The following is an 18,352-nucleotide window of genomic DNA, read 5'->3' as shown; positions in this document are numbered from 1 at the left end:
GCGGATCACATCGGGACATAGGTCAGCGTGATCACACCGTTCTTGAAACGGTGCGTATCTATAAGCTCCAGCTTGACCAGGGACGGGTCGACATCCTGGAAAGCGCGTTTGCCATGCCCGACGCGGGTCGGCACGATCGAGAGTTGATACTCGTCGACAAGCCTGTTGGCGAGCAGCGTCTGGTCGAGATTGCTCACTCCATACTTCAGTATGTTGCCGCCGGTTTGCTGCTTGATCCTGGCGATTTCGGCAGCGACGTCGCCTTGGATCAGCGATGCGTTCCAGCTCACTGCCTGGAGGCTGCGCGAAGCGACGAGCTTGTTCAGCCCGTTCATGCGGTCCATGTACTTGCTGCCTTTGACATGCGGCCAACGCGCCGAAAACATTTCATAGGTGATGCGGCCGAGCAGGAAAAAATCCGCCTCGCCGGCCTTTTCATATGAGTGCTCCTTCATCTCCTCGTCGAAGAAGGGCGAGGCCCATTCCATTGGTGCTTCGATGACGCCGTCCAGCGAAATAAAGCTGCCTACGATTAATTTCCTCATCGCGTGCCTCCGGTTGCGCAACAGGCATCCCGTCGGATCCAAGAACCGGCGCAAACGAACCGGCCCGACGGATGACCACAGGATGCAGTGCCTAAGACGTTTCCGGTTCGACTTTGGATACGCGTGAGGATCGTATGAGCTAATAAAGCGGCTTGGCCATGTGCCGGGGGGTCGGCCATTCCGTCGTTATCCCCGGCTGCACCGGCCGCTCGAGATAGGTCGACAGGACCACATAGCTTCGGGTCGAGGTGACGCCAGGCGTTTCGTAGAGGCGCGACAACAGGCCTTCGAGTGCCCGCGTGTCCTCGGTGCGGACCTTGATCAGCATGCATGTGTCGCCGGCCACCGAATGGATCTCCTCGACTTCGGGATGTTCGGAAATAGCCATCAGCTCCGGCGTCTTTCCCCACCCCTTGGTGTCGATATGGACGAAGGCAAGCAGCGGCTTGTGCACCGCCTTGGGATCGATGATGACCGCGGTGTTGCGGATGGCGCCGCTGCGCCGGAGGCGCTTGACGCGTTCATGGGCTGCCGGCGGTGAAAGGCCGACCCGGTCGCCGAGCTCGGCATAGCTGATCGTGGCGTCGTCGACCAGAACGCCTAATATTTTTCGGTCGGTTGCATCGATATCGCGGGCGGCAGGCCTGTTCTGCGGAATGCCATCTGTTTCTTCATCCATAATGAAATTCCCTATTGATGCAGAATTTAATACGGCCATTATCGCCCTATGTCGAATAGTGATCAAGTCGCAACATTTACGGTAAGGCCGCCTATCCCGGCGCTCGCTTACCTCCTCACCGGATGCATTGCCGTGATCGGCTCGAACTCGCTGGTGCTCGGTCCGATCGCACCGGCGTTGGCCGCGTCCTTCGGCACAAGCGTGCCGGCGGTTATGATCGCGTCCGCCGCGTTCGGGCTCGGTACGTCGGCGAGCGCCTTGTTCCTGGCGCGCTATATCGACCGGCTTGGTGCCCGCCGCATGCTGCAAGGAGCGTTGCTGCTGCTGGCGATAGCGCTCGTCGCCAGCGCTGCTGCGCCGACGGTGACGGCGCTGGTCGCGGCCCAGCTTCTCGCCGGCATCGCTGCAGGTGTCGCCATGCCGGCAATCTACGCCAGCTCCGCCGCGATTGCACCGCCCGGCCGCGAAAGCGGCACCATAGGCGTCGTGCTGACCGGCTGGACGCTGAGCATGATCGCCGGGGTTTCGCTGTCGGCCGTACTTGCCGACCTGGTGCATTGGCGCGCCGTTTTCGCGGCGGTCGCGGTGCTCGCAGCACTCGCATTGGCAAGCCTGACGCTGACGTCGCTGAGCGATGTCAGGAAGAGCGGCCCGGCGCCGACGCCGCTGGGCGCCTTGAGCGTCCCAGGCATAGTGCCGCTTCTGGTTGCCTGCGCCGCATTCATGACCGCGTTCTACGGTGTCTATGGCTATCTTGGCGATCACCTTCACAATGGCTTGGGACGGCCGGTCAGCGCCAACGGGCTGGCCGCACTCGCTTATGGCGCCGGATTTGGTGCGGCGGCACTTCTTGACGGCGTTATCGACCGCCTGGGCGCGCGGCGTATCATGCCATTTGCCTACCTGCTCGTCGCGGCCGTCTATGTCGCGATTGCCGCAGCGAGCAGTAGTTTCCATCTGACTATAGCGATGATAGCCGTCTGGGGCCTTGCCAATCATTTCGGGCTGAACGTCCTGGTGATGCGCCTGTCCGCGCTTGATCCTGCGCGGCGCGGCACGATCATGGGCTTGAACAGCGCGGTGACCTACCTCGCCGTGTTCGTCGGCACCACGGCGTTCGGACCGCTTTATTCCACATTCGGTTTTGCGACGTCGGCGGTGGTTGCAGCCCTGCTCATGCTGATCGCTGCTGTGGCAGCGGCGTGGCGTTCGCCGAAGCTATAGCGCAGCAAGGCTTGCGTCTCGGCCCCGTCCATCGATAGATGCTTGGTGGATGGACAATACAACGCTTGAGACAACCGCCGATCCCTTGCCGCACGAGCTGGCTTTTCTCGGAGAGCGGCTTGCTGCGTTCAACGACAGTGATGTCGGCGCCTCCCGCAGGAAGGCATTGGCCGTGTTCGTGCGCGATGAGCACGGCGTAATTGTCGCCGGCATCTCGGGATACACCGCCTGGGGCTGGCTCTATGTGCAATGGCTCTGGGTCGATGAAAAACTGCGCGGCCACGGCATGGCCGGCAGGATGCTCGAGGCGGCCGAGAGGGAGGCGATCGCGCGCGACTGTCACGGCGCCTGGATCGACACGTTCAATCCCAAGGCGGCCAAGGCCTATGAGCGCCACGGCTACCGGCCGTTCGGTGCGCTCGCCGACTTTCCCATTGGCCGCAGCCGCATCTTCTTGCAGAAGAACCTGAAGCACGATTAGCCGGCGAGCCGCCCTCCGCGCATCGGCTGCGGCACGCCGGTCGTGCTGGGGAAGCTGATCGGCAAGCCCCTAAGCACGCGCACTGCCAGGAAGGCAAAACACTCCGCCTCCACCGCATCGCCCTTCCAGCCCATAGCCTCAGCCGGCACGGCCTCGACACCGGCGCGGCTGGCAAGCATGGCCATGATCGTTGGATTGTGGCGCCCGCCGCCGCTGATCACCAGCCGCTTCGGCCGGCGCGGCAGAAGATCGAGCCCCTTGCCGACCGCGGCCGCGGTGAAGGCCGTCAGCAGTGCTGCGCCATCCTCGGCATTCATCCCGTCCGCCATCGAGGCGTCGAAATCGAAACGGTCCAGCGATTTCGGGTAAGGCTTGGTCAAATACGGGTGCTGCAGGAGCTTGGCCAGCCGTGACTCGTCGACCGTCCCGGCGCGGGCCAGCGCGCCGTCGCGGTCCATTTCGCCAAGACCCTTCGATTTGATGAAGTCGTTCAGCGGTGCGTTGGCGGGTCCGGTGTCGAAGGCAACAACATTGTCCGTGCCGTCCCACCAGGTGATGTTGGCGACGCCGCCGAGATTAAGCACCGCCGTGTCGCCGCTGGCGTCGGCTTCGCGCAGCAGCGCAGCGTGATAGGCGGCCGAGAGCGGCGCACCCTGGCCGCCGGCGCGCATGTCGGCCGAGCGGAAGTCATAGGCGACTTTGGTGCCCAGGATGGCATGCATCAGCTCGCCGTCGCCGAGCTGGCGGGTCTGGCCCAGTCGGCCCACTTGCGGGGCACGGTGCAGCACGGTCTGGCCATGGAAGCCGACGACGCCGATATCGGCCATCGTCAGCCCGTGGCGTTCGACCAGGTCCTTGACTGCCTGAGACTGGGCGCGCGTCAGCGCCTCCTCTGCCTCGTGGAAGATTGCCGGTTCCGGCCCGGTGAAATTCCAGCTCCTTGCCTGCCTAAGCGTCTCTTCCAGCAAGGTCCGGATCGACGGCGGGTAGGGGGCCAGCGTGTAGGTGCCGAAATCCGCGATCCGTTCGCCGTCGGTCTTGATCAGCGCGACGTCGATATTGCCGTCCAGCACGGTGCCGGTCATCAGGCCGACGGCCCAGATTGGTTCGCCATTCTTCGGATTCATGATTGTCAGGCTCCGTTGACGAGATCGCCGACCGCTTGGCGAAGCGCTGCGATCCCGCTGTTGAAATGACGTGTCGGATGGATCCGGTTGGTGAGCAAGGTCCATGCTCTGCCTTCGTCGAAGTCGATCCACAGCCCGGTGCCGGTGAAGCCGGTATGGCCAATTGTGCCGGGGCTGCACAGCCGCCCACCGGACCAGCCTTCGTAAGGCCGTTCCCAGCCATGGGTGCGGGTTGCCGACAAGGGCGTGCGCATCAGCGCTATTGAACGCTCGGATGCGCCGCTCCCGTCCTGCAGCCCTAGCGCAAAATCGAGGATCGCGGCCGCCGTTCCGAACAGCCCGGCGTGACCGGCCCCTTGCAATGCCGAGCAATTGTCGTCGTGGACCTCGCCGCTGAGAACACGATGGCGCCATGTGCAGTCTTCTGTGGCCGCCGCGCGATCCGGTTCGGTGGAGAACGCGAAGCCCGGACCGGGATCCATGTCGCGAATGGTCTTGCCGGACAGGCGCTCCAGGACGAAGCCGAGCAGAATGAAGTTGATATCGGAATAGACCGGCTCCCCGGCCTGCCACTCGCGCTGCAGGACAAAGGCGCGTAACAGCTCGGGATCGCGGCCATAGGTGTAGATTGGAGCAACGGCGGGAAACGGCGTCTGATGACCGAGACACTGGCGAAACGTCACCTTCCGTTCCCAGGCTTTTTCCTCATATTGGCGAAGGTCGGGCAGGACCGAAATCAGCGGCGCGTCGAGGTCGATGACGCCTTCTTCCGCCAGTGCCAGGATACGCGGCGTGGTGAAGATGACTTTGGTCAGCGACGCCAGATCGAACCATGTTTCGATATGCATCGGCCTGACCTTCGGCACGACTTGGGCCGAGCCGATTGCCCGGACGATGCGTTGACCGTCCCGGTCGGCCATGCCGAGCACGCCGCCAGGAATGCGCGACGCAGCCACGGCCGCTTCGAGCGGGGCGAATGCGCGGTCGAAGAGATCATGGTCGATCAATTGCGGCCTCCGTCTGAACGGCAGCGAGGAGGCTGTCCGCCTGACTCTGCATGCTTTCGGGTGACAATCATCACACTTCCACCCGCGCTCTATGATCCGGCCCGAATTGCTGCCAATTGGCCGGGCCCGGCTCAAATCCCAGCGGACGCACGAGCGAGGGGACCTGGCGCGTGTCGAGCTCGAAACGTTCATGCCGCCGGTCTATGGTGGGAACGGCCGCGATAAGCTGTTTGGTATAAGAGTGCTTCGGCTCCGAGAGCACCGATCTGGCATCGCCGATCTCGACGATCTGACCGGCATAGATGACCGCAATGCGATGGGCGATCCGCTCGACGACAGCCATGTCATGCGAGATGAACAGGTAGGCCAGCCCGAATTCACGCTGCAGCTCGACCAAAAGCTCCAGCACCCTGGCCTGCACCGACACATCGAGCGCCGAAACCGCTTCGTCGAGGACGACAACCGAAGGACTGAGCATCAGCGCGCGAGCGATGCACAGGCGTTGCCGCTGGCCGCCGGAGAATTCGTGCGGATAGCGCTGCAGGCTGTTTTCCGGAAGGCCGACGCGTTTCAGCAGCGCGGCCATTTTCGCCTGCGTTTCAGCAGTTATCCGTCCGCCGGTAGCGATCACCGGCTCTGCGAGGGTGCTTTCGATGGTGAGTCTGGGATTGAGCGAGCCATAGGGATTCTGGAACACCATCTGCACGGGAAGGGCGCTCTGCCCGGCGACGGCCTTGGGCGTGCTGGCCGAAATTGTGCCGTGCGTCGGGCGCACCAGCCCCAGAATCGCGCGGGCGGTGGTGGACTTTCCGGAACCGCTCTCGCCGACGACCGCCAATGTCTCGCCCGGCATTAGCTCGAAATCCACCCCGTCCACTGCGTGCACGGCACCGCTGACGCGGCTGAAAAACCCAGCCTTGACCGGAAACCGCACCACGAGGCCATTGACCGTCAGCGCCGCCTCGGCAGCTTTTTGCGCTTCGCGTTGCACGTCCTTGCGTGCGGCACTGCCGCCGGCGAAATGCGGCACCGCATGAAGCAGATGCCGCGTATAGGGATGCTGCGGATTGTCCAATATCTGGTTCAGCGCGCCCTGCTCGACAGCTTCTCCGCTTTGCATCACCATGACCTTGTCAGCGATGCCTGCAACCAGACCGATGTCGTGGGTGATGAAGATCATCGACATCCCGGTTTCCTGCTTCAACTCGGCGAGCAGCGCCATGATCTGCGCCTGCACCGTAACATCCAGCGCCGTCGTTGGTTCGTCGGCAATGAGCAGGCGCGGGTTGCAAGCGAGCGCCATGGCGATCATCACCCGCTGCAGCATGCCGCCCGAAAGCTGGTTGGGCGTGTATTTCAGTCGCCGTGCAGCGTCGGGAATACGCACGCGGTCGAGCGCGTCCTTGGCCGCCGCCGTCGCTTGCCGGCCGGTCAGGCCGCGATGCAGGCGAAACGATTCCTCGATCTGCCTGCCGATGGTCAGCACCGGATTGAGCGAGCTCATCGGCTCCTGGAAGATCATGCCGATTTCACCGCCGCGAATCTTCGTCAGTTGCGGCTCGGTCGCGGCGGTCAGGTCGAAAATACTGTTGTCGACCCGCTTCAGCGTGATCGAGCCTGCGGTGACGCGGCCGCCGCCATAATCGACAAGGCGATTGATCGACAGCGCCGTGACCGATTTGCCCGAGCCGCTTTCGCCGACGATTGCCAATGTTTCGCCGTCGGCGAGATCGAAGCTGACGCCGCGCACGACCTCATTGGCTTTCGGGTTGCGGCCGAAGCCGACGCGCAATCCGCTGACGGACAGCAGCGGGATCATGCGATCGATCTCCGCATCTTCGGGTCGAGGACATCACGCAATGCATCGCCGAGCAGGTTGAAACCGAGGATGCTGATCATGATCGCCACGCCCGGGAAGATCATCAGCCAGGGAGCTGTCTCCATCAGATTGCGGCTGTCGCTCAGCATCAGGCCGAGCGACGCGGCGGGCGGCTGCGTGCCCAGCCCGAGGAAGCTTAAGCCGGCCTCGGTCAGCAGTGCCCAGGCCAGCGCCAGCGTCACCTGAACCGTCAGTGGCGCCACCAGATTGAGCAGCAGATGCCGTGTTACGATATAGCCCGCACTGCTGCCGAACGTGCGGGCCGCGTCGACGAACTCGCGGGCCTTGAGCGACAGAGCCGGACCTCGCACGACGCGTGTGAAGATCGGCGTGTAGACGATGGCAATGGCAATGACGCTGGTCGAGGTTCCCGGTCCCGCAACCGCGACGATCAGCAGCGCCAGCAGGATCGCCGGGAACGCCAGCAGCACGTCCATGATGCGCATCACCAGGCCGTCCCAGCGGCGCCCGAACCAGGCTGCCGCCAGCCCGAGCACGGTGCCGGCCAGTGTCGCGAAGGCGACCGAAAAGAAGGCCACGATGAAGGACTGGCCGATCCCGGTCATCAGCCGGCTTGCGACATCGCGGCCAAACAGATCCGTGCCCATCCAGTAGGTGCCGTCAGGCGCATGCAGCCGCTCGACCCGGTGCTGCGTCAGCGGATTGTGCGGCGTCAGCCCCAGCATGCCAAGCACGGCAAGCAGCAGATAAAGCGCAACGATGGCACCGCCGATGCGGCCGCTGGGATGCGCAAATATAGCCCGCAATGTCGCCATCAGTGCTCGCTTAGCCGGATACGCGGGTCGAGCGCGACATAGGCGAGGTCGACGAGGAGATTGACGATCATGAAGTTGAAGGCGATGAACAGCACGCTTCCCTGCACCAGCGCGTAGTCGCGCTGCAGGATGGCATCCAGCACCATACGGCCGAGACCGGGCAGCGCAAATATCTGCTCGACGATGACTGCCCCGCCCAGCAGATAGCCGAACTCTATGCCGCTCAGCGTCACGACCGGGATGAGCGCGTTGGGCAAAGCATGCCGCCAGATGACGCCGCGCGCCGAAACGCCTTTGCTGCGCGCCGTCCTGACATAGTCGTCGCTGAGCACATCGAGCATCGCCGAACGCGATATGCGGGTCACCGAAGCCGCGAAGGCAAATCCAAGCGTGACCGCAGGCAGCAACAGCTGGCCGAGATTGCGCAGCGGATCCTGCCACAGCGGCGAAAACTCGCCCATCGCCGGCAAAACGCCAAACCCCGCCGACAGCGTGTAGATGATCAGCAGAGCAAGGACAAAGTTCGGCGTCGACTGCCCGATCATTGCGACAACGCGCACGCCGAGGTCGGACAGCTTTTCATTATGGGTGGCGGCAAAAATCCCGGCCGGCATGCCGACAACCAGGGCGATGACCATCGAAAGCAGGGCGAGCTCCAACGTTAGCGGGAAACGCTCGAGGATGACGTCGAGCACCGGCCTGCCATAGGTGGACGAAATGCCGAGATTACCTTGGAAAAGACCAAGCAGCCAGCGCCAGTACTGGATGAACCAGGGCTGGTCGATGCCGAAATAAGCTGCAAGCGCATCGCGCTGCTGCGGCGTCAGCAGGCCGGCTTCGGTCCCCAGCATTGCCGTGATCGAATCGCCCGGAACCATCCTGATCGCCAGGAACACGACGATGGACACGCCAAGCAGGACGAGAGGGAAGGTTGCCAGTCGCCGCATCAAATAGTTCACGCGAAGAATACCCTCTCGTCCGGCACCAAAGCAGCTACTGGATCGTCACCTTGGCGAGGCTGAACAGCGAGCCTGTCGGCACCGGTTCGAATCCTGCGATATTCTTCTGCTGTGCCGTGTAGCTGTAGGACGTGTAGAGCCAGATCCAGGGCGACATCTCAGTGATGTGCTTCTCGAAGTCGGCGAAGATCGCTTTGCGCGCTGCCGGGTCGGTCTCGCTGCGGCCCTTCTGCATAAGACTGTCCAGCGTATCGTCGATATAGTTCGCGACCTTCTGCAGATTGCCCGTCTTGGTCCAGTAACGGTTGTACATAGTGTAGGGATCGGCCCTGCCGCCGTTCAGGGCGATGGCCATATCGAAATCGCCCTTCAGCCAGGCATCGACATAGACGTTGAGCTCCATCATTTTGATGTCGAGCTTGACGCCGATTTCTGCGAGTTGCGACTGGATGACCTGGGCTTCCGCCGCTGCTGTCGGCGGCTCGCCGGTGGCGCCGATCACGGTCGCCGAAAAACCGTCGGCGTAGCCCGCTTCGGCCATCAGCTGCTTGGCTTTCTCGACGTCGCGCTTATAGCAGAACAACTGGCTCGGATCGGTCGCCAGCGCCGGGATAGTCAGCGGGCCGGTGACTTTGCCTTCACCGAGCGAGGCGGTGTCCAGCACTTCCTGCCGGTCGATGGCGCAGGAAATCGCCTGACGCACCTTGAGTTCGGTCATCGGCTTGCGGGAAGGATTGAGCTGCAGCACGTGATAGGCAAGCACCGGGACACGGTTCAACTGCAGACTGGCTTCCTTGGGCACAAGCGTGGCGACAAGCGGATCGTTGAGCAGGGCAAAATCGATCTGCTTGCTGCGCATCGCCGCCAGGATCGCCGTCTCGTCCGGCAGCACGCTGATCTCGATGCCGTCGACGCCGGTCGTGCCGCCCGCCCAATCCTTGTTGGCGACAAGCACTTCCTTGGAATTCGGATCCCACTTTTCCAACTTGAACGGACCCGAGCCGATCGTCGTCGTGCCGATCGAGCCGGCCGTGATTTCGCTTGCCGGGACGATAGCGGCGTTGACGTCGCTCATCGCCGTCAGGATCGGCACATCCGGCTGCGAGAGGTGGAACACGACGGTGGCTGGATCGGGTGTGTCGATGCTGGCGATCGAGAGAAAGTTGGCGCGCGCGGCCGCGCCGGTCTTCTCGTCGAGTATGCGCTCGAACGATGCCTTGACGTCGGCGGAGGTCACGGCGGCGCCGTTCTGGAATTTTGCTTTCGGATTGAGTTTGAAACTCAGCTCCTTGCCGTCCGGCGAGAACTGCCATGAATCGGCAATCGCGGGCGTGATTTGCAGGTTTGCGTCGAGCCGCACCAGTGGCTCATAGATCAGTTCCAGCAGCCGCAGTGAGGAGAATGCCGTCTGCTTGTGCGGATCAAGACCGGTGGCGTCCTGCGACCACGCCATATGCAGCGTCGCCGCACTCGCTTGCGCCGGTAGCGCGGCGATGCCAACCATTGCCGCGAGGGTCATGCCGGAAAGCAGTTTCTTGCCAATGTGCCGTACCATTGTCGTCTCCCATTATTGTTAAACCAGATGCCTTGCAGTTCCTCGGACCGCTTCAAAGGGACACACGCCCCGGAACATCGGCCCAGTATCCATGCGGTCTTACACCGTCTTTTCGCCTATCGCCTTGCGCAGGAAACCTCCCGCGTTGGCAAGCGCCTTACGTGCTTCTTCGACACCCATGCCGGTGATCGTCACCAGGATTGCCAGTTTTACATCATTGCCGGTCTGGTCGAGTGCCTGTCGTGCCTGCTGTGCCGCGCAGCCGGTCGTCTGCATCACGATCCTGACCGCCCTTGCGACAAGCTTCTTGTTGCTTGGATTGAGGTCAACCATCAGGTTCTGATAGCTCTTGCCGATGCGGATCATGCTGGCGGTAGACAGCATATTGAGCACCAGCTTTTGCGCGGTTCCCGATTTCAGCCGGGTCGAGCCGGTGAGGACCTCCGGGCCAACCACCGGAGAGATGCCAATATCGGCAATGCCGGCAATGGTCGATCGAGGATTGCAGGACAACGCCACGGTGGTGGCTCCCACTTCCTTGGCATAGGTCAGGCCACCGATGACATAAGGTGTGCGTCCGCTGACAGCGATGCCGACCACCACGTCGCCAGCGGTCAGCTTGATGTCCTGCAGCGCCTTTATTCCCTGTTTCGGATCGTCCTCGGCGCCTTCCGCAGAGTGCACCAGCGCGTCAACGCCGCCGGCGATCAGGCCCACCACCATGTCCTCGGGTACCCCGAAGGTCGGCGGACATTCCGAGGCGTCGAGGACGCCGAGCCGGCCGCTGGTGCCAGCCCCCATATAGACAAGGCGTGCACCGTTCTGGAACGCGCTCACGATCCGGTCCACGGCCGCAGCAATATCGGGAATGACCTTCTCGACGGCTGCCGCAACGCCTTTGTCCTCGTCATTGATCTTGCGCAGCACCTCGAGGGTCGGCAACAGATCGATGTCCATGGTTTTCGGGTTCCGGTCCTCGGAAACCAGCCGCTCCAGCTCCGACATCAACCCTTGTTCGACCACTTCGCTTACTTTCAAGTGCGACTGCGAGCAGGACTGTGATGCCCGCGGCAAGCGGCGTCCAGTGCCTGCACCTGGCCGTCGGCTCCGTACCGGCTGCGCCGGTTCTGTTTCGTTAACTTTTTAGAATTCGATATTCCCTCTGTCAACGGAAAGTAGGAATATTATATTCCTTGCCGAAGGCCATCACTGGCGGCAGAGGGATTTTCTGGCCAGGATTATGGCTCCCGAAACCGCATCGCCGTCGGCCGGCTTCAGCCGTCGGCGGACGTCGGGAGCGAGCCATGGCCCAAGCGGGCTGGACAACCCTCCGAGCAACGTGACCCGCGGCGCGCCTTTTTCGAACAGCACCCGCACGAAGGTGTCGATCTGCTCGGCAGCGCCTTGCACGATCCGCCGACCGGCCGGATCGCCCTGGTCGGCATGACGGATCACCATCGGCGCCATGGCGGCATAGTCCGTCGCGCTGGCGCGGTCCATCCAGGCCACCGCCTCGAACGGATCGTCCTTGAAGCGCTGCATCACCTCGGCCAGCAGCGCCGTCCGCTCATGCCGGCCGTCATGGGCTCGCAAGGCAAGCTGCACCGCCTTCAGTCCGAGATCGGCGCCGCTGCCCTCGTCGGAAATCGGAAAACCGTAGCCGCCGACGCGCAGGTCGCGCCCTTCGACAAAGCCGAGCCCGATCGAACCGGTCCCGGCTATGACGATGGCGCCGTCTTGACCCGAATGCGCGCCAAGGCAAGCCGCGACGCCGTCGCTGACGAAGTCGATGCTCGCAAAGGGTTGTTCGATGCCACGAAACGCCTCGAGCGCACCCTTACGGCCGATGCCGGCAACACCGATACCCGCGCGGATCCTGGCGATTTCCGCCGCCGCGAACCCTGCCTCTTCGATCGCCGCGCCAAAGGCTTTGGCAATCGAGGCCCAGGCCACCTCTATACCGAGTCGCGTTGTCGCCGGGCCCGACAGGCCTTGCCCGAGCACGGTTCCTGCTTCGTCTTCGATACGCGCCCGGCAGCCGGTTCCGCCGCCATCGACGCCCAGGAAATAATGCGGAGACGCCCCACCGGCACTCATTGCCTTATTCGTTCGATCTGGGCGCCGCACAGCCGGAGCTTGCGGTCCAACTGCTCGTACCCGCGGTCGAGATGATAGACGCGATTGATCGTCGTCTCGCCCTCCGACACCAGCGCTGCCAGCACCAGCGAGACGGAGGCGCGCAGGTCGGTCGCCATCACTTGCGCGCCCTTCAGCTTCTCGCCTCCGCGCACCAGCGCCATGGTGCCTTGCAGTTTGATATTGGCGCCGAGCCGCATCAGTTCAGGCACATGCATGAAGCGGTTCTCGAAGATCGTCTCGCGCAACAGCGAAGCGCCCTCGGCACAGCACATCAACGCCATGAACTGCGCCTGGAGATCGGTCGGAAAGCCCGGATAGGGCTCCGTCGTCACGTCGACCGCCTTGAGCGGCCCGTCTCTCGATACGATCAGCCCGCGGTCGCCCGGCCATATTTTCACACCGGCTGCTTCGAGCAGCTGGACGACGGATGCCATGTGCTCGAGCCGCGCGTGGGTCAGCTCGAGCTGACCGCCGGTGATGGCCGCTGCGACGGCATAGGTGCCGGCCTCTATCCGGTCCGGGATGATGTCGTGCGTGGCGGCGCGCCAGTCTGTGCTGCCCCCGATCAGGATGCGGTGCGTGCCGGCGCCCTCGATCCGCGCGCCCATGTCGTTCAGGCAGGCGGCAAGATCGGCCACCTCCGGCTCGCGGGCCGCGTTGAGGATCTCGGTCTCGCCGTTTGCCGTCGTCGCCGCCATCATCGCCGTTTGGGTCGCGCCGACCGACGGCGAGCTCAAAACGATGCGCGCGCCTTTCAGTCCGCCCGGCGCAGACGCGACGATCAGTCCGTTTTCGATCGCGATATCGGCGCCAAGTGCGGCAAGTGCGGCGACATGCATGTCGACCGGCCGTGCGCCGATCGCGCAGCCGCCAGGCAGCGAGACCCGGGCATGACCGAAGCGGGCAAGCAGTGGACCGAGAACCAGCACCGTCGCGCGCATGCGCCTGACGGTATCGTAGCTTGTCTCCCTGGAAGCGGCAGCACTGGTATCGATTGTGGCGGCATGCGCCGACCTGATGACTTCGGCCCCATGAAGGCCGACGACGCCAAGCATGTTGTCGACATCCGTCACCTCAGGCAGGTTGGTCAGCTGCAGCGGATAGGGGCTGAGCAACGCCGCCGCTATTTGCGGCAAGGCCGCGTTCTTGGCGCCGGAGATCGTCACCGCGCCCTCAAGCCTGTGCCCGCCGACGATCCGCAATTTGTCCATGGCTCTGACCTAATCCCGAGCTGTCGGCGAGTCTACGATCTTTCATGTCCGAATCGTCGACATGCCCGAAGGCTGGGCCGCAACCGCACCAGTCGAGATTTGATGGTTCATTCTTGGCTGTCAATCAGAGACGGAATAATTTATTCCTTGGCTTGGCATTGTCGATGACAGGCAATGGAGGAACGCATGTCCGTGCTGAAGAAGATCGAGGCCAAGCTCGAAGTCATGGCGCCCGGCGACCGCGAGATCGGTCGGTATATCGTCGATAATCCCGACCAGATGCTCCGCCTGTCGACGGCGGCGCTTGCCGCCGAGATCGGCCGCAGCCAGTCGAGCGTCGTCAAGTTCAGCCAGAAGCTCGGCTATTCCAGCTATCAGGAGCTTAAGCTCGCCGTCAGTGAGGCCAAGTCGCAGGAATGGCACGTGTCGGCCGGCATGATCCACGGTTCGATCGAGGTCGACGACAGCTATCTGGTCATCTTGCGCAAGCTGATCGGCAGCAAGCTCTTGTCGATGCAGCAGACCGTCGCGGCCAACACCGAGCAGGAAATCGGCAAGGCCCTCGAAGCGTTGAACGGTGCGCGCCGCATTCATTTGGCCGGCGTCGGCGCATCCTCGCTGGTGGCGCGCGATTTTTCCTACAAGCTGATGAAGCTCGGCCGCAACGTGCTGCACGACAGCGACAGCCATGTGCAAATGGCCAATGTCTCGACGCTTGGACGAGGTGACGTGCTGTTCGCGCTCTCCTATTCCGGGGCGAGCATCGAAACCCTGCGGATAGCTGAACTTGCCCGCAAACGTGGCACCACCGTTATCGCCGTCACCGGACTTCGCGACAATCCGCTGAGCCGGGTTGCCGACATTCGCCTCCACACGATCGCCGATGAAGAGCGCGCGCGCTCGTCATCGATAACTGCGCGTGATGCACAACTGACGCTGACCGACCTGCTGTTCATCCTGCTCGTGCAGAAGCAGCCTGACGCCAACGAATACGTCCACAACAGCGAATTGGCCGTCTCGGTGCTGAAGGCTTAGCGCTCTTCGCCGTCTCGCGTTAAGGCCTCAGTTCCTCCCTGGCGCTGCACGCCGACAAGAGCAACTTTCGTCCTCCTTGGTGAAATAGCTTTCTTCAATGTGCTCACCCGCTTTCTTCGTCCGGCTGGAAGAGAGTCGCGGGAGCGCTGATTGGTCAAATGCCGCCGGTCGAAACAAATGTTGACAATGTCATCTGTTGTTGCGAAGGCGTTCAGCCTCGAATTTGACGGCCGGGTGAGACAATGGACGACCTTGGAGCACAGGAACAAGCGGTTCTCGACCTCATTGCGGCGAACCCATTCGCCGGCCAGCAGGACATAGCAACGGTGCTCGGCATCGCCCGCTCGACGGTCGCGGCCCACATCGTGCAACTCGTCAACAAGGGATACATTCTCGGCCGTGGTTACGTCTTGCCGACGTCCAAGCGCATGGTCTGCGTCGGCGGCGCGGTGCTCGACCGCAAATACCACGCCAAGAAGGATCTGATTTTCGAGACGTCGAACCCGGTCGACGGCTATCGCAGCTTCGGCGGGGTTGCCCGCAACGTCGCCGAAAACCTTGCCCGCCTCGGCGTCGACATAAGCTTCGTCTCGATCGTCGGCGACGATGAAACCGGCCGCTCACTGGTGCGGCATCTGCGCGACCTCGGCGCCGATGTCAGCCAGGTCATCACCACCACGGAACGGCCGACGGCGGAATACGCGGCCATCCTCGACCGCAACAACGACCTCGTGCTCGGCATTGCCGACATGGAGATCTTCGATCTGTTTTCGTCGTCCTATCTCGACCGCTTCTGGCCGCATCTGGCTTCGGCGACATGGGTGTTCATCGACTGCAATCTGCCGGCCGCGACCCTCGCAGCACTGATCTCGCGCAAGCAGGGTGCGCGCTTCAAGCTCGCAGTCGACACGGTATCGGCGCCGAAATCAGCGCGCCTGCCGAAGGACTTGACCGGCGTCGATCTTCTGTTCACCAATCATGACGAGGCCAACACGATGCTCGGCATGACGGATGCCGACAGGCGGCTGACGCCGGAGGAAGCAGCGGCAGCGCTGCGCGCGGCCGGCGCCGGCGAGGTGGTCGTGACCGTGGGCGCGCATGGATTTGCCGTTGCGACCGAGAGCGGTGTGACGACCATGCACTCCGTCCCGGCGCAGCCCGTCGATATCACCGGCGCCGGTGACGCGATGATCGCCGGCACACTGTACAAGGTGCTTTCGGGTGAGCCGGTCGCTCATGCCGTGCGCACCGGCGCGCTGCTTGCCACACTGACCACCGAGAGCGAATCCAGCGTCCATCCCGATCTGTCGCCGCGCTTCCTTGCCGCCGGCATGTACCGCATTCCTGCCTGAAAGCGAGATGATATGAAACCTTTCCTTGTCCACCTGAACGATGAAGTCGCTGCTGCGCTTGATGAAGGCCGCGCGGTGGTGGCATTGGAATCGACGATTATCACCCACGGCATGCCATATCCGGCCAATCTGGAAACTGCCCGTGGTGTCGAGACCGTAGTGCGTGAAAACGGCGCCGTGCCCGCCACGATCGCGGTGGTCGCCGGCAAGATCAAGGTTGGCCTCGACGACCGTGAACTGGAAGAGCTGGCAGCGGCAAAGGGCGTGGTCAAGGCTTCCGGGCGCGATCTCGCCGCCATCATGGTGCGCGGCGGCTCGGCCGGAACCACCGTCTCGGCGACGATGCGGATCGCCGCTTTAGCCGGGATCGGCATTTTTGCGACCGGCGGCGTCGGCGGCGTGCATCGCGGCGCCGAAGCCACTTTCGATATCTCCGCCGACCTGACCGAACTCGGCCAAACCGGCACGACCGTCGTCTGCGCCGGAGTTAAGTCGATCCTCGATATTGCGAAGACGCTGGAATATCTGGAAACTCAGCGCGTGCCGGTGATCGCCTATGGGAGCGATGATTTTCCGGCTTTCTACACCCGCTCCAGCGGGCTCAAGGCCGATCATCGCCTCGACACGCCCGACGAGATCGCGCGAGCCATGCTGCTGCATGACGAGATGGAATCCGGCACCGGCATTCTCGTCGCCAACCCTATCCCCGAAGCGGACGCGCTCGATCCGGCGTTCATCGACGGCACGATCGCAGCGGCCGTGGCTGAGGCCGAGAAGCGCGGCATCGGGCGCAAGGAACTAACGCCGTTTCTGCTCGCACGCATCAATGAGCTTTCGCAAGGCCGCAGCCTGAAGGCCAACATCGCGCTGGTCCGCAACAACGCCGCGCTTGCTGCCCGCATTGCGGTGGCGCATGCGGAATTGAAGAGCGCGACCAGATAGAGACAGCATCCGGCCAGCGCTACCGGCCTTCGATTTCAGCCCGGCGCGAGGTCGAAGATGCGCCCGGCATTGAGGATGTTGTTCGGGTCGAAGGCTGCTTTCAGGCGGCGCATGGCCGCGATCTCGGCGTCGCTGCGCACAAGGTGCAGCCATTCCTTCTTGTCGAGGCCGATGCCATGTTCGGCCGAAACGCCGCCGCCGGCGGCGGCAACACCGCGGTACACGATGCCGTATGCGGCCGCCGGATCCGCGGTGCGGACCTGATAATGCAGATTGCCGTCGCCGAGATGGCCGAAGACGTAGATGTCGGCGCCAGGGTCGACGGCCCTGATGGCGGCTTCTGTTTCGCCCAGGAAAGTCGCCATTCTCGCCAGCGGGATGCTGATATCGACGCCGATCAGGCCTGTCATCGAAAACAGGAAACGGTTGGCCTCTTCTCGCACCGCCCAGAGCGCCCGGAATTCGCGCGGCGATTGCGAGACGACCACATCGTCGATCACGCCATCTTCAACCGCCTGCATCAGCACCGCGGCAAAACGTTCGCCGTCGCGGTCGGGCTCGCTGCCCTGTATCTCGGCAAGCACATAGACGGGCGAGCCGGCGGGTAGCGGCGCCGGCGCCTCCATGCCGGCGATCATGGCGCCATAGAGCGGTGCGAAATTCACCTCATAGGCCGACAGCAAGGGCCCGAGCTTCCGCCTGAGCAGCGCAAGCAACGTGATCGCCGCGTCGAGCGAAGCAAGCGCGCAGAAGGCGTTGATCTCGGTGGCCGGCTTCGGATGCAGCCGCAGGCATGCGCGCGTGACCACGCCGAGCGTGCCTTCGCTGCCGATGAACAATTGGCTGAGGTCGTAGCCGGAGTTGTCCTTCGCCAAACCCTTGAGCGAGGTCAGGATACTGCCGTCGGCAAGCACCGCTTCCAGGCCAAGCACCTGAGCCCGGTACATACCGTAGCGCAGCACACGGATGCCGCCGGCATTGGCGGCGACATTGCCACCGACGGTGGCCGTGCCGCGCGCTCCGATGTCGACGCCGAACAGCAGGCCGGCCGCATCGGCGGCTTCCTGCACCGCTTGTAGCGGCGCGCCGGCCTCGGCGATGATGGTCGCCGCCTCGCGGTCGAGAGCTTCAACGGAAGTCATGCGCTCCAGCGACAGCACAGCTTCGCCGGGTTGGATGCGAGCGCCGCCGGCAAGCCCGGTCCGGCCACCCTGGATCACAAGCCTCTGCCCCGCCTCATTGCAGAGGCGCAGTATGTCCGACACCTCGCCGGCAGTGCGCGGTCGCAGCACGACCTCCGGCCGCGCACCCGTCCTGCCGTCGGGGTCTTCCCTGTAACGCGGCCCGGCCTCATCGGCCGAGACGATCGCCGGCCGATCCAGCCGACCCTCAAGTCGCGACAGAAGCTCGGCGGTTCGTGAGGAGAGGGCGCTCACGGATG

The 18,352-nt window shown here is 63.3% G+C and carries 17 protein-coding genes; 5 read left to right on the top strand and 12 right to left on the bottom strand.

Going from position 1 to position 18,352, the window contains the following annotated elements:
• Positions 1 to 5 precede the first annotated feature (5 nt).
• Both NKH50_RS14955 and NKH50_RS14950 read right to left on the bottom strand, forming a co-directional pair.
• Positions 6 to 545: a dihydrofolate reductase family protein gene (locus tag NKH50_RS14955; RefSeq protein ID WP_352645309.1), complete on the bottom strand. Its 540-nt coding sequence runs from the start codon at positions 543 to 545 to the stop codon at positions 6 to 8.
• Between the two features lie 139 nt (positions 546 to 684).
• Complete coding sequence (locus tag NKH50_RS14950; protein WP_352452390.1) at positions 685 to 1,224, bottom strand: Lrp/AsnC family transcriptional regulator; 540 nt, start codon at positions 1,222 to 1,224, stop codon at positions 685 to 687.
• A gap of 48 nt (positions 1,225 to 1,272) precedes the next feature.
• On the opposite strand from NKH50_RS14950, the gene NKH50_RS14945 reads away from it, so the two are divergent.
• Both NKH50_RS14945 and NKH50_RS14940 read left to right on the top strand, forming a co-directional pair.
• The gene (locus NKH50_RS14945) at positions 1,273 to 2,448 is read left to right on the top strand and encodes an MFS transporter (protein WP_352879574.1); all 1,176 of its coding nucleotides are present in this window, start codon (positions 1,273 to 1,275) and stop codon (positions 2,446 to 2,448) included.
• Between the two features lie 49 nt (positions 2,449 to 2,497).
• Positions 2,498 to 2,929, top strand: coding sequence for a GNAT family N-acetyltransferase (locus tag NKH50_RS14940; RefSeq protein WP_254818745.1), 432 nt, complete (start codon positions 2,498 to 2,500; stop codon positions 2,927 to 2,929).
• Here the strand turns inward: NKH50_RS14940 and NKH50_RS14935 are convergent.
• The 9 genes from NKH50_RS14935 to murA all read right to left on the bottom strand — a co-directional run bounded on the left by NKH50_RS14935 (position 2,926) and on the right by murA (position 13,582).
• A complete protein-coding gene (locus NKH50_RS14935) occupies positions 2,926 to 4,056 on the bottom strand; it encodes an anhydro-N-acetylmuramic acid kinase (RefSeq protein ID WP_352879571.1) in 1,131 nt (376 codons plus the stop codon). The two genes, NKH50_RS14940 and NKH50_RS14935, sit on opposite strands and share 4 nt — an antisense overlap.
• Positions 4,057 to 4,061: 5 nt before the next feature.
• Positions 4,062 to 5,063 carry a serine hydrolase domain-containing protein gene (locus tag NKH50_RS14930; protein ID WP_352804562.1) on the bottom strand — a complete coding sequence of 334 codons (1,002 nt, stop codon included), beginning with the start codon at positions 5,061 to 5,063 and terminating at the stop codon, positions 4,062 to 4,064.
• Positions 5,064 to 5,133: 70 nt separating this feature from the next.
• Complete coding sequence (locus NKH50_RS14925; protein WP_352879568.1) at positions 5,134 to 6,882, bottom strand: ABC transporter ATP-binding protein; 1,749 nt, start codon at positions 6,880 to 6,882, stop codon at positions 5,134 to 5,136.
• Positions 6,879 to 7,718 (bottom strand): ABC transporter permease, encoded by an 840-nt coding sequence (locus NKH50_RS14920; RefSeq protein WP_352879566.1) that lies wholly within the window; start codon positions 7,716 to 7,718, stop codon positions 6,879 to 6,881. Before NKH50_RS14920 ends, NKH50_RS14925 begins: the two co-directional genes overlap by 4 nt.
• Positions 7,718 to 8,677, bottom strand: coding sequence for an ABC transporter permease (locus NKH50_RS14915; protein ID WP_352879564.1), 960 nt, complete (start codon positions 8,675 to 8,677; stop codon positions 7,718 to 7,720). Before NKH50_RS14915 ends, NKH50_RS14920 begins: the two co-directional genes overlap by 1 nt.
• A 34-nt stretch (positions 8,678 to 8,711) precedes the next feature.
• Positions 8,712 to 10,232, bottom strand: a complete 1,521-nt coding sequence (locus NKH50_RS14910) for an ABC transporter substrate-binding protein (RefSeq protein WP_352879562.1) — start codon at positions 10,230 to 10,232, stop codon at positions 8,712 to 8,714.
• Between the two features lie 99 nt (positions 10,233 to 10,331).
• Positions 10,332 to 11,255 (bottom strand): N-acetylmuramic acid 6-phosphate etherase, encoded by a 924-nt coding sequence (murQ, locus tag NKH50_RS14905; protein WP_352455307.1) that lies wholly within the window; start codon positions 11,253 to 11,255, stop codon positions 10,332 to 10,334.
• Between the two features lie 183 nt (positions 11,256 to 11,438).
• Complete coding sequence (locus NKH50_RS14900; RefSeq protein WP_352701823.1) at positions 11,439 to 12,329, bottom strand: glucosamine kinase nucleotide-binding domain-containing protein; 891 nt, start codon at positions 12,327 to 12,329, stop codon at positions 11,439 to 11,441.
• Positions 12,326 to 13,582 (bottom strand): UDP-N-acetylglucosamine 1-carboxyvinyltransferase, encoded by a 1,257-nt coding sequence (murA, locus tag NKH50_RS14895; RefSeq protein WP_352879560.1) that lies wholly within the window; start codon positions 13,580 to 13,582, stop codon positions 12,326 to 12,328. The genes NKH50_RS14900 and murA overlap by 4 nt, the downstream gene beginning before the upstream one ends.
• Before the next feature lie 186 nt (positions 13,583 to 13,768).
• Between murA and NKH50_RS14890 the strand changes: the two genes are divergently transcribed.
• From NKH50_RS14890 to NKH50_RS14880, 3 genes are all read left to right on the top strand, one after another.
• Positions 13,769 to 14,617, top strand: a complete 849-nt coding sequence (locus NKH50_RS14890) for a MurR/RpiR family transcriptional regulator (RefSeq protein WP_352621064.1) — start codon at positions 13,769 to 13,771, stop codon at positions 14,615 to 14,617.
• A gap of 242 nt (positions 14,618 to 14,859) precedes the next feature.
• Positions 14,860 to 15,969, top strand: a complete 1,110-nt coding sequence (locus NKH50_RS14885) for a carbohydrate kinase (protein ID WP_352701819.1) — start codon at positions 14,860 to 14,862, stop codon at positions 15,967 to 15,969.
• A gap of 12 nt (positions 15,970 to 15,981) precedes the next feature.
• Entirely contained in the window at positions 15,982 to 16,911 is a 930-nt protein-coding gene (locus NKH50_RS14880; RefSeq protein WP_023676041.1) for a pseudouridine-5'-phosphate glycosidase, read from the top strand.
• Between the two features lie 35 nt (positions 16,912 to 16,946).
• On the opposite strand, the gene NKH50_RS14875 is transcribed toward NKH50_RS14880, so the two are convergent.
• A complete protein-coding gene (locus NKH50_RS14875) occupies positions 16,947 to 18,347 on the bottom strand; it encodes an FAD-binding oxidoreductase (protein ID WP_502905695.1) in 1,401 nt (466 codons plus the stop codon).
• Between the last annotated feature and the right edge of the window lie 5 nt (positions 18,348 to 18,352).

The organism is Mesorhizobium sp. M1027, from assembly GCF_040318745.1.
GTDB lineage: Bacteria > Pseudomonadota > Alphaproteobacteria > Rhizobiales > Rhizobiaceae > Mesorhizobium.
The sequence above is the reverse complement of the archived record's forward strand: the minus strand, read 5'-3'. Positions and strand labels throughout refer to the sequence as shown.

Coding starts and splice junctions, on each gene's coding strand:
- NKH50_RS14890 (WP_352621064.1), top strand. CDS start 13,769: ATGTCCGTGCTGAAGAAGATCGAGGCCAAGCTCGAAGTCATGGCGCCC.
- NKH50_RS14880 (WP_023676041.1), top strand. CDS start 15,982: ATGAAACCTTTCCTTGTCCACCTGAACGATGAAGTCGCTGCTGCGCTT.
- NKH50_RS14925 (WP_352879568.1), bottom strand. CDS start 6,882: ATGATCCCGCTGCTGTCCGTCAGCGGATTGCGCGTCGGCTTCGGCCGC.
- NKH50_RS14900 (WP_352701823.1), bottom strand. CDS start 12,329: ATGAGTGCCGGTGGGGCGTCTCCGCATTATTTCCTGGGCGTCGATGGC.
- NKH50_RS14910 (WP_352879562.1), bottom strand. CDS start 10,232: ATGGTACGGCACATTGGCAAGAAACTGCTTTCCGGCATGACCCTCGCG.
- NKH50_RS14950 (WP_352452390.1), bottom strand. CDS start 1,224: ATGGATGAAGAAACAGATGGCATTCCGCAGAACAGGCCTGCCGCCCGC.
- NKH50_RS14935 (WP_352879571.1), bottom strand. CDS start 4,056: ATGAATCCGAAGAATGGCGAACCAATCTGGGCCGTCGGCCTGATGACC.
- NKH50_RS14885 (WP_352701819.1), top strand. CDS start 14,860: ATGGACGACCTTGGAGCACAGGAACAAGCGGTTCTCGACCTCATTGCG.
- NKH50_RS14945 (WP_352879574.1), top strand. CDS start 1,273: ATGTCGAATAGTGATCAAGTCGCAACATTTACGGTAAGGCCGCCTATC.
- murA (WP_352879560.1), bottom strand. CDS start 13,582: ATGGACAAATTGCGGATCGTCGGCGGGCACAGGCTTGAGGGCGCGGTG.
- NKH50_RS14920 (WP_352879566.1), bottom strand. CDS start 7,718: ATGGCGACATTGCGGGCTATATTTGCGCATCCCAGCGGCCGCATCGGC.
- NKH50_RS14940 (WP_254818745.1), top strand. CDS start 2,498: ATGGACAATACAACGCTTGAGACAACCGCCGATCCCTTGCCGCACGAG.
- NKH50_RS14955 (WP_352645309.1), bottom strand. CDS start 545: ATGAGGAAATTAATCGTAGGCAGCTTTATTTCGCTGGACGGCGTCATC.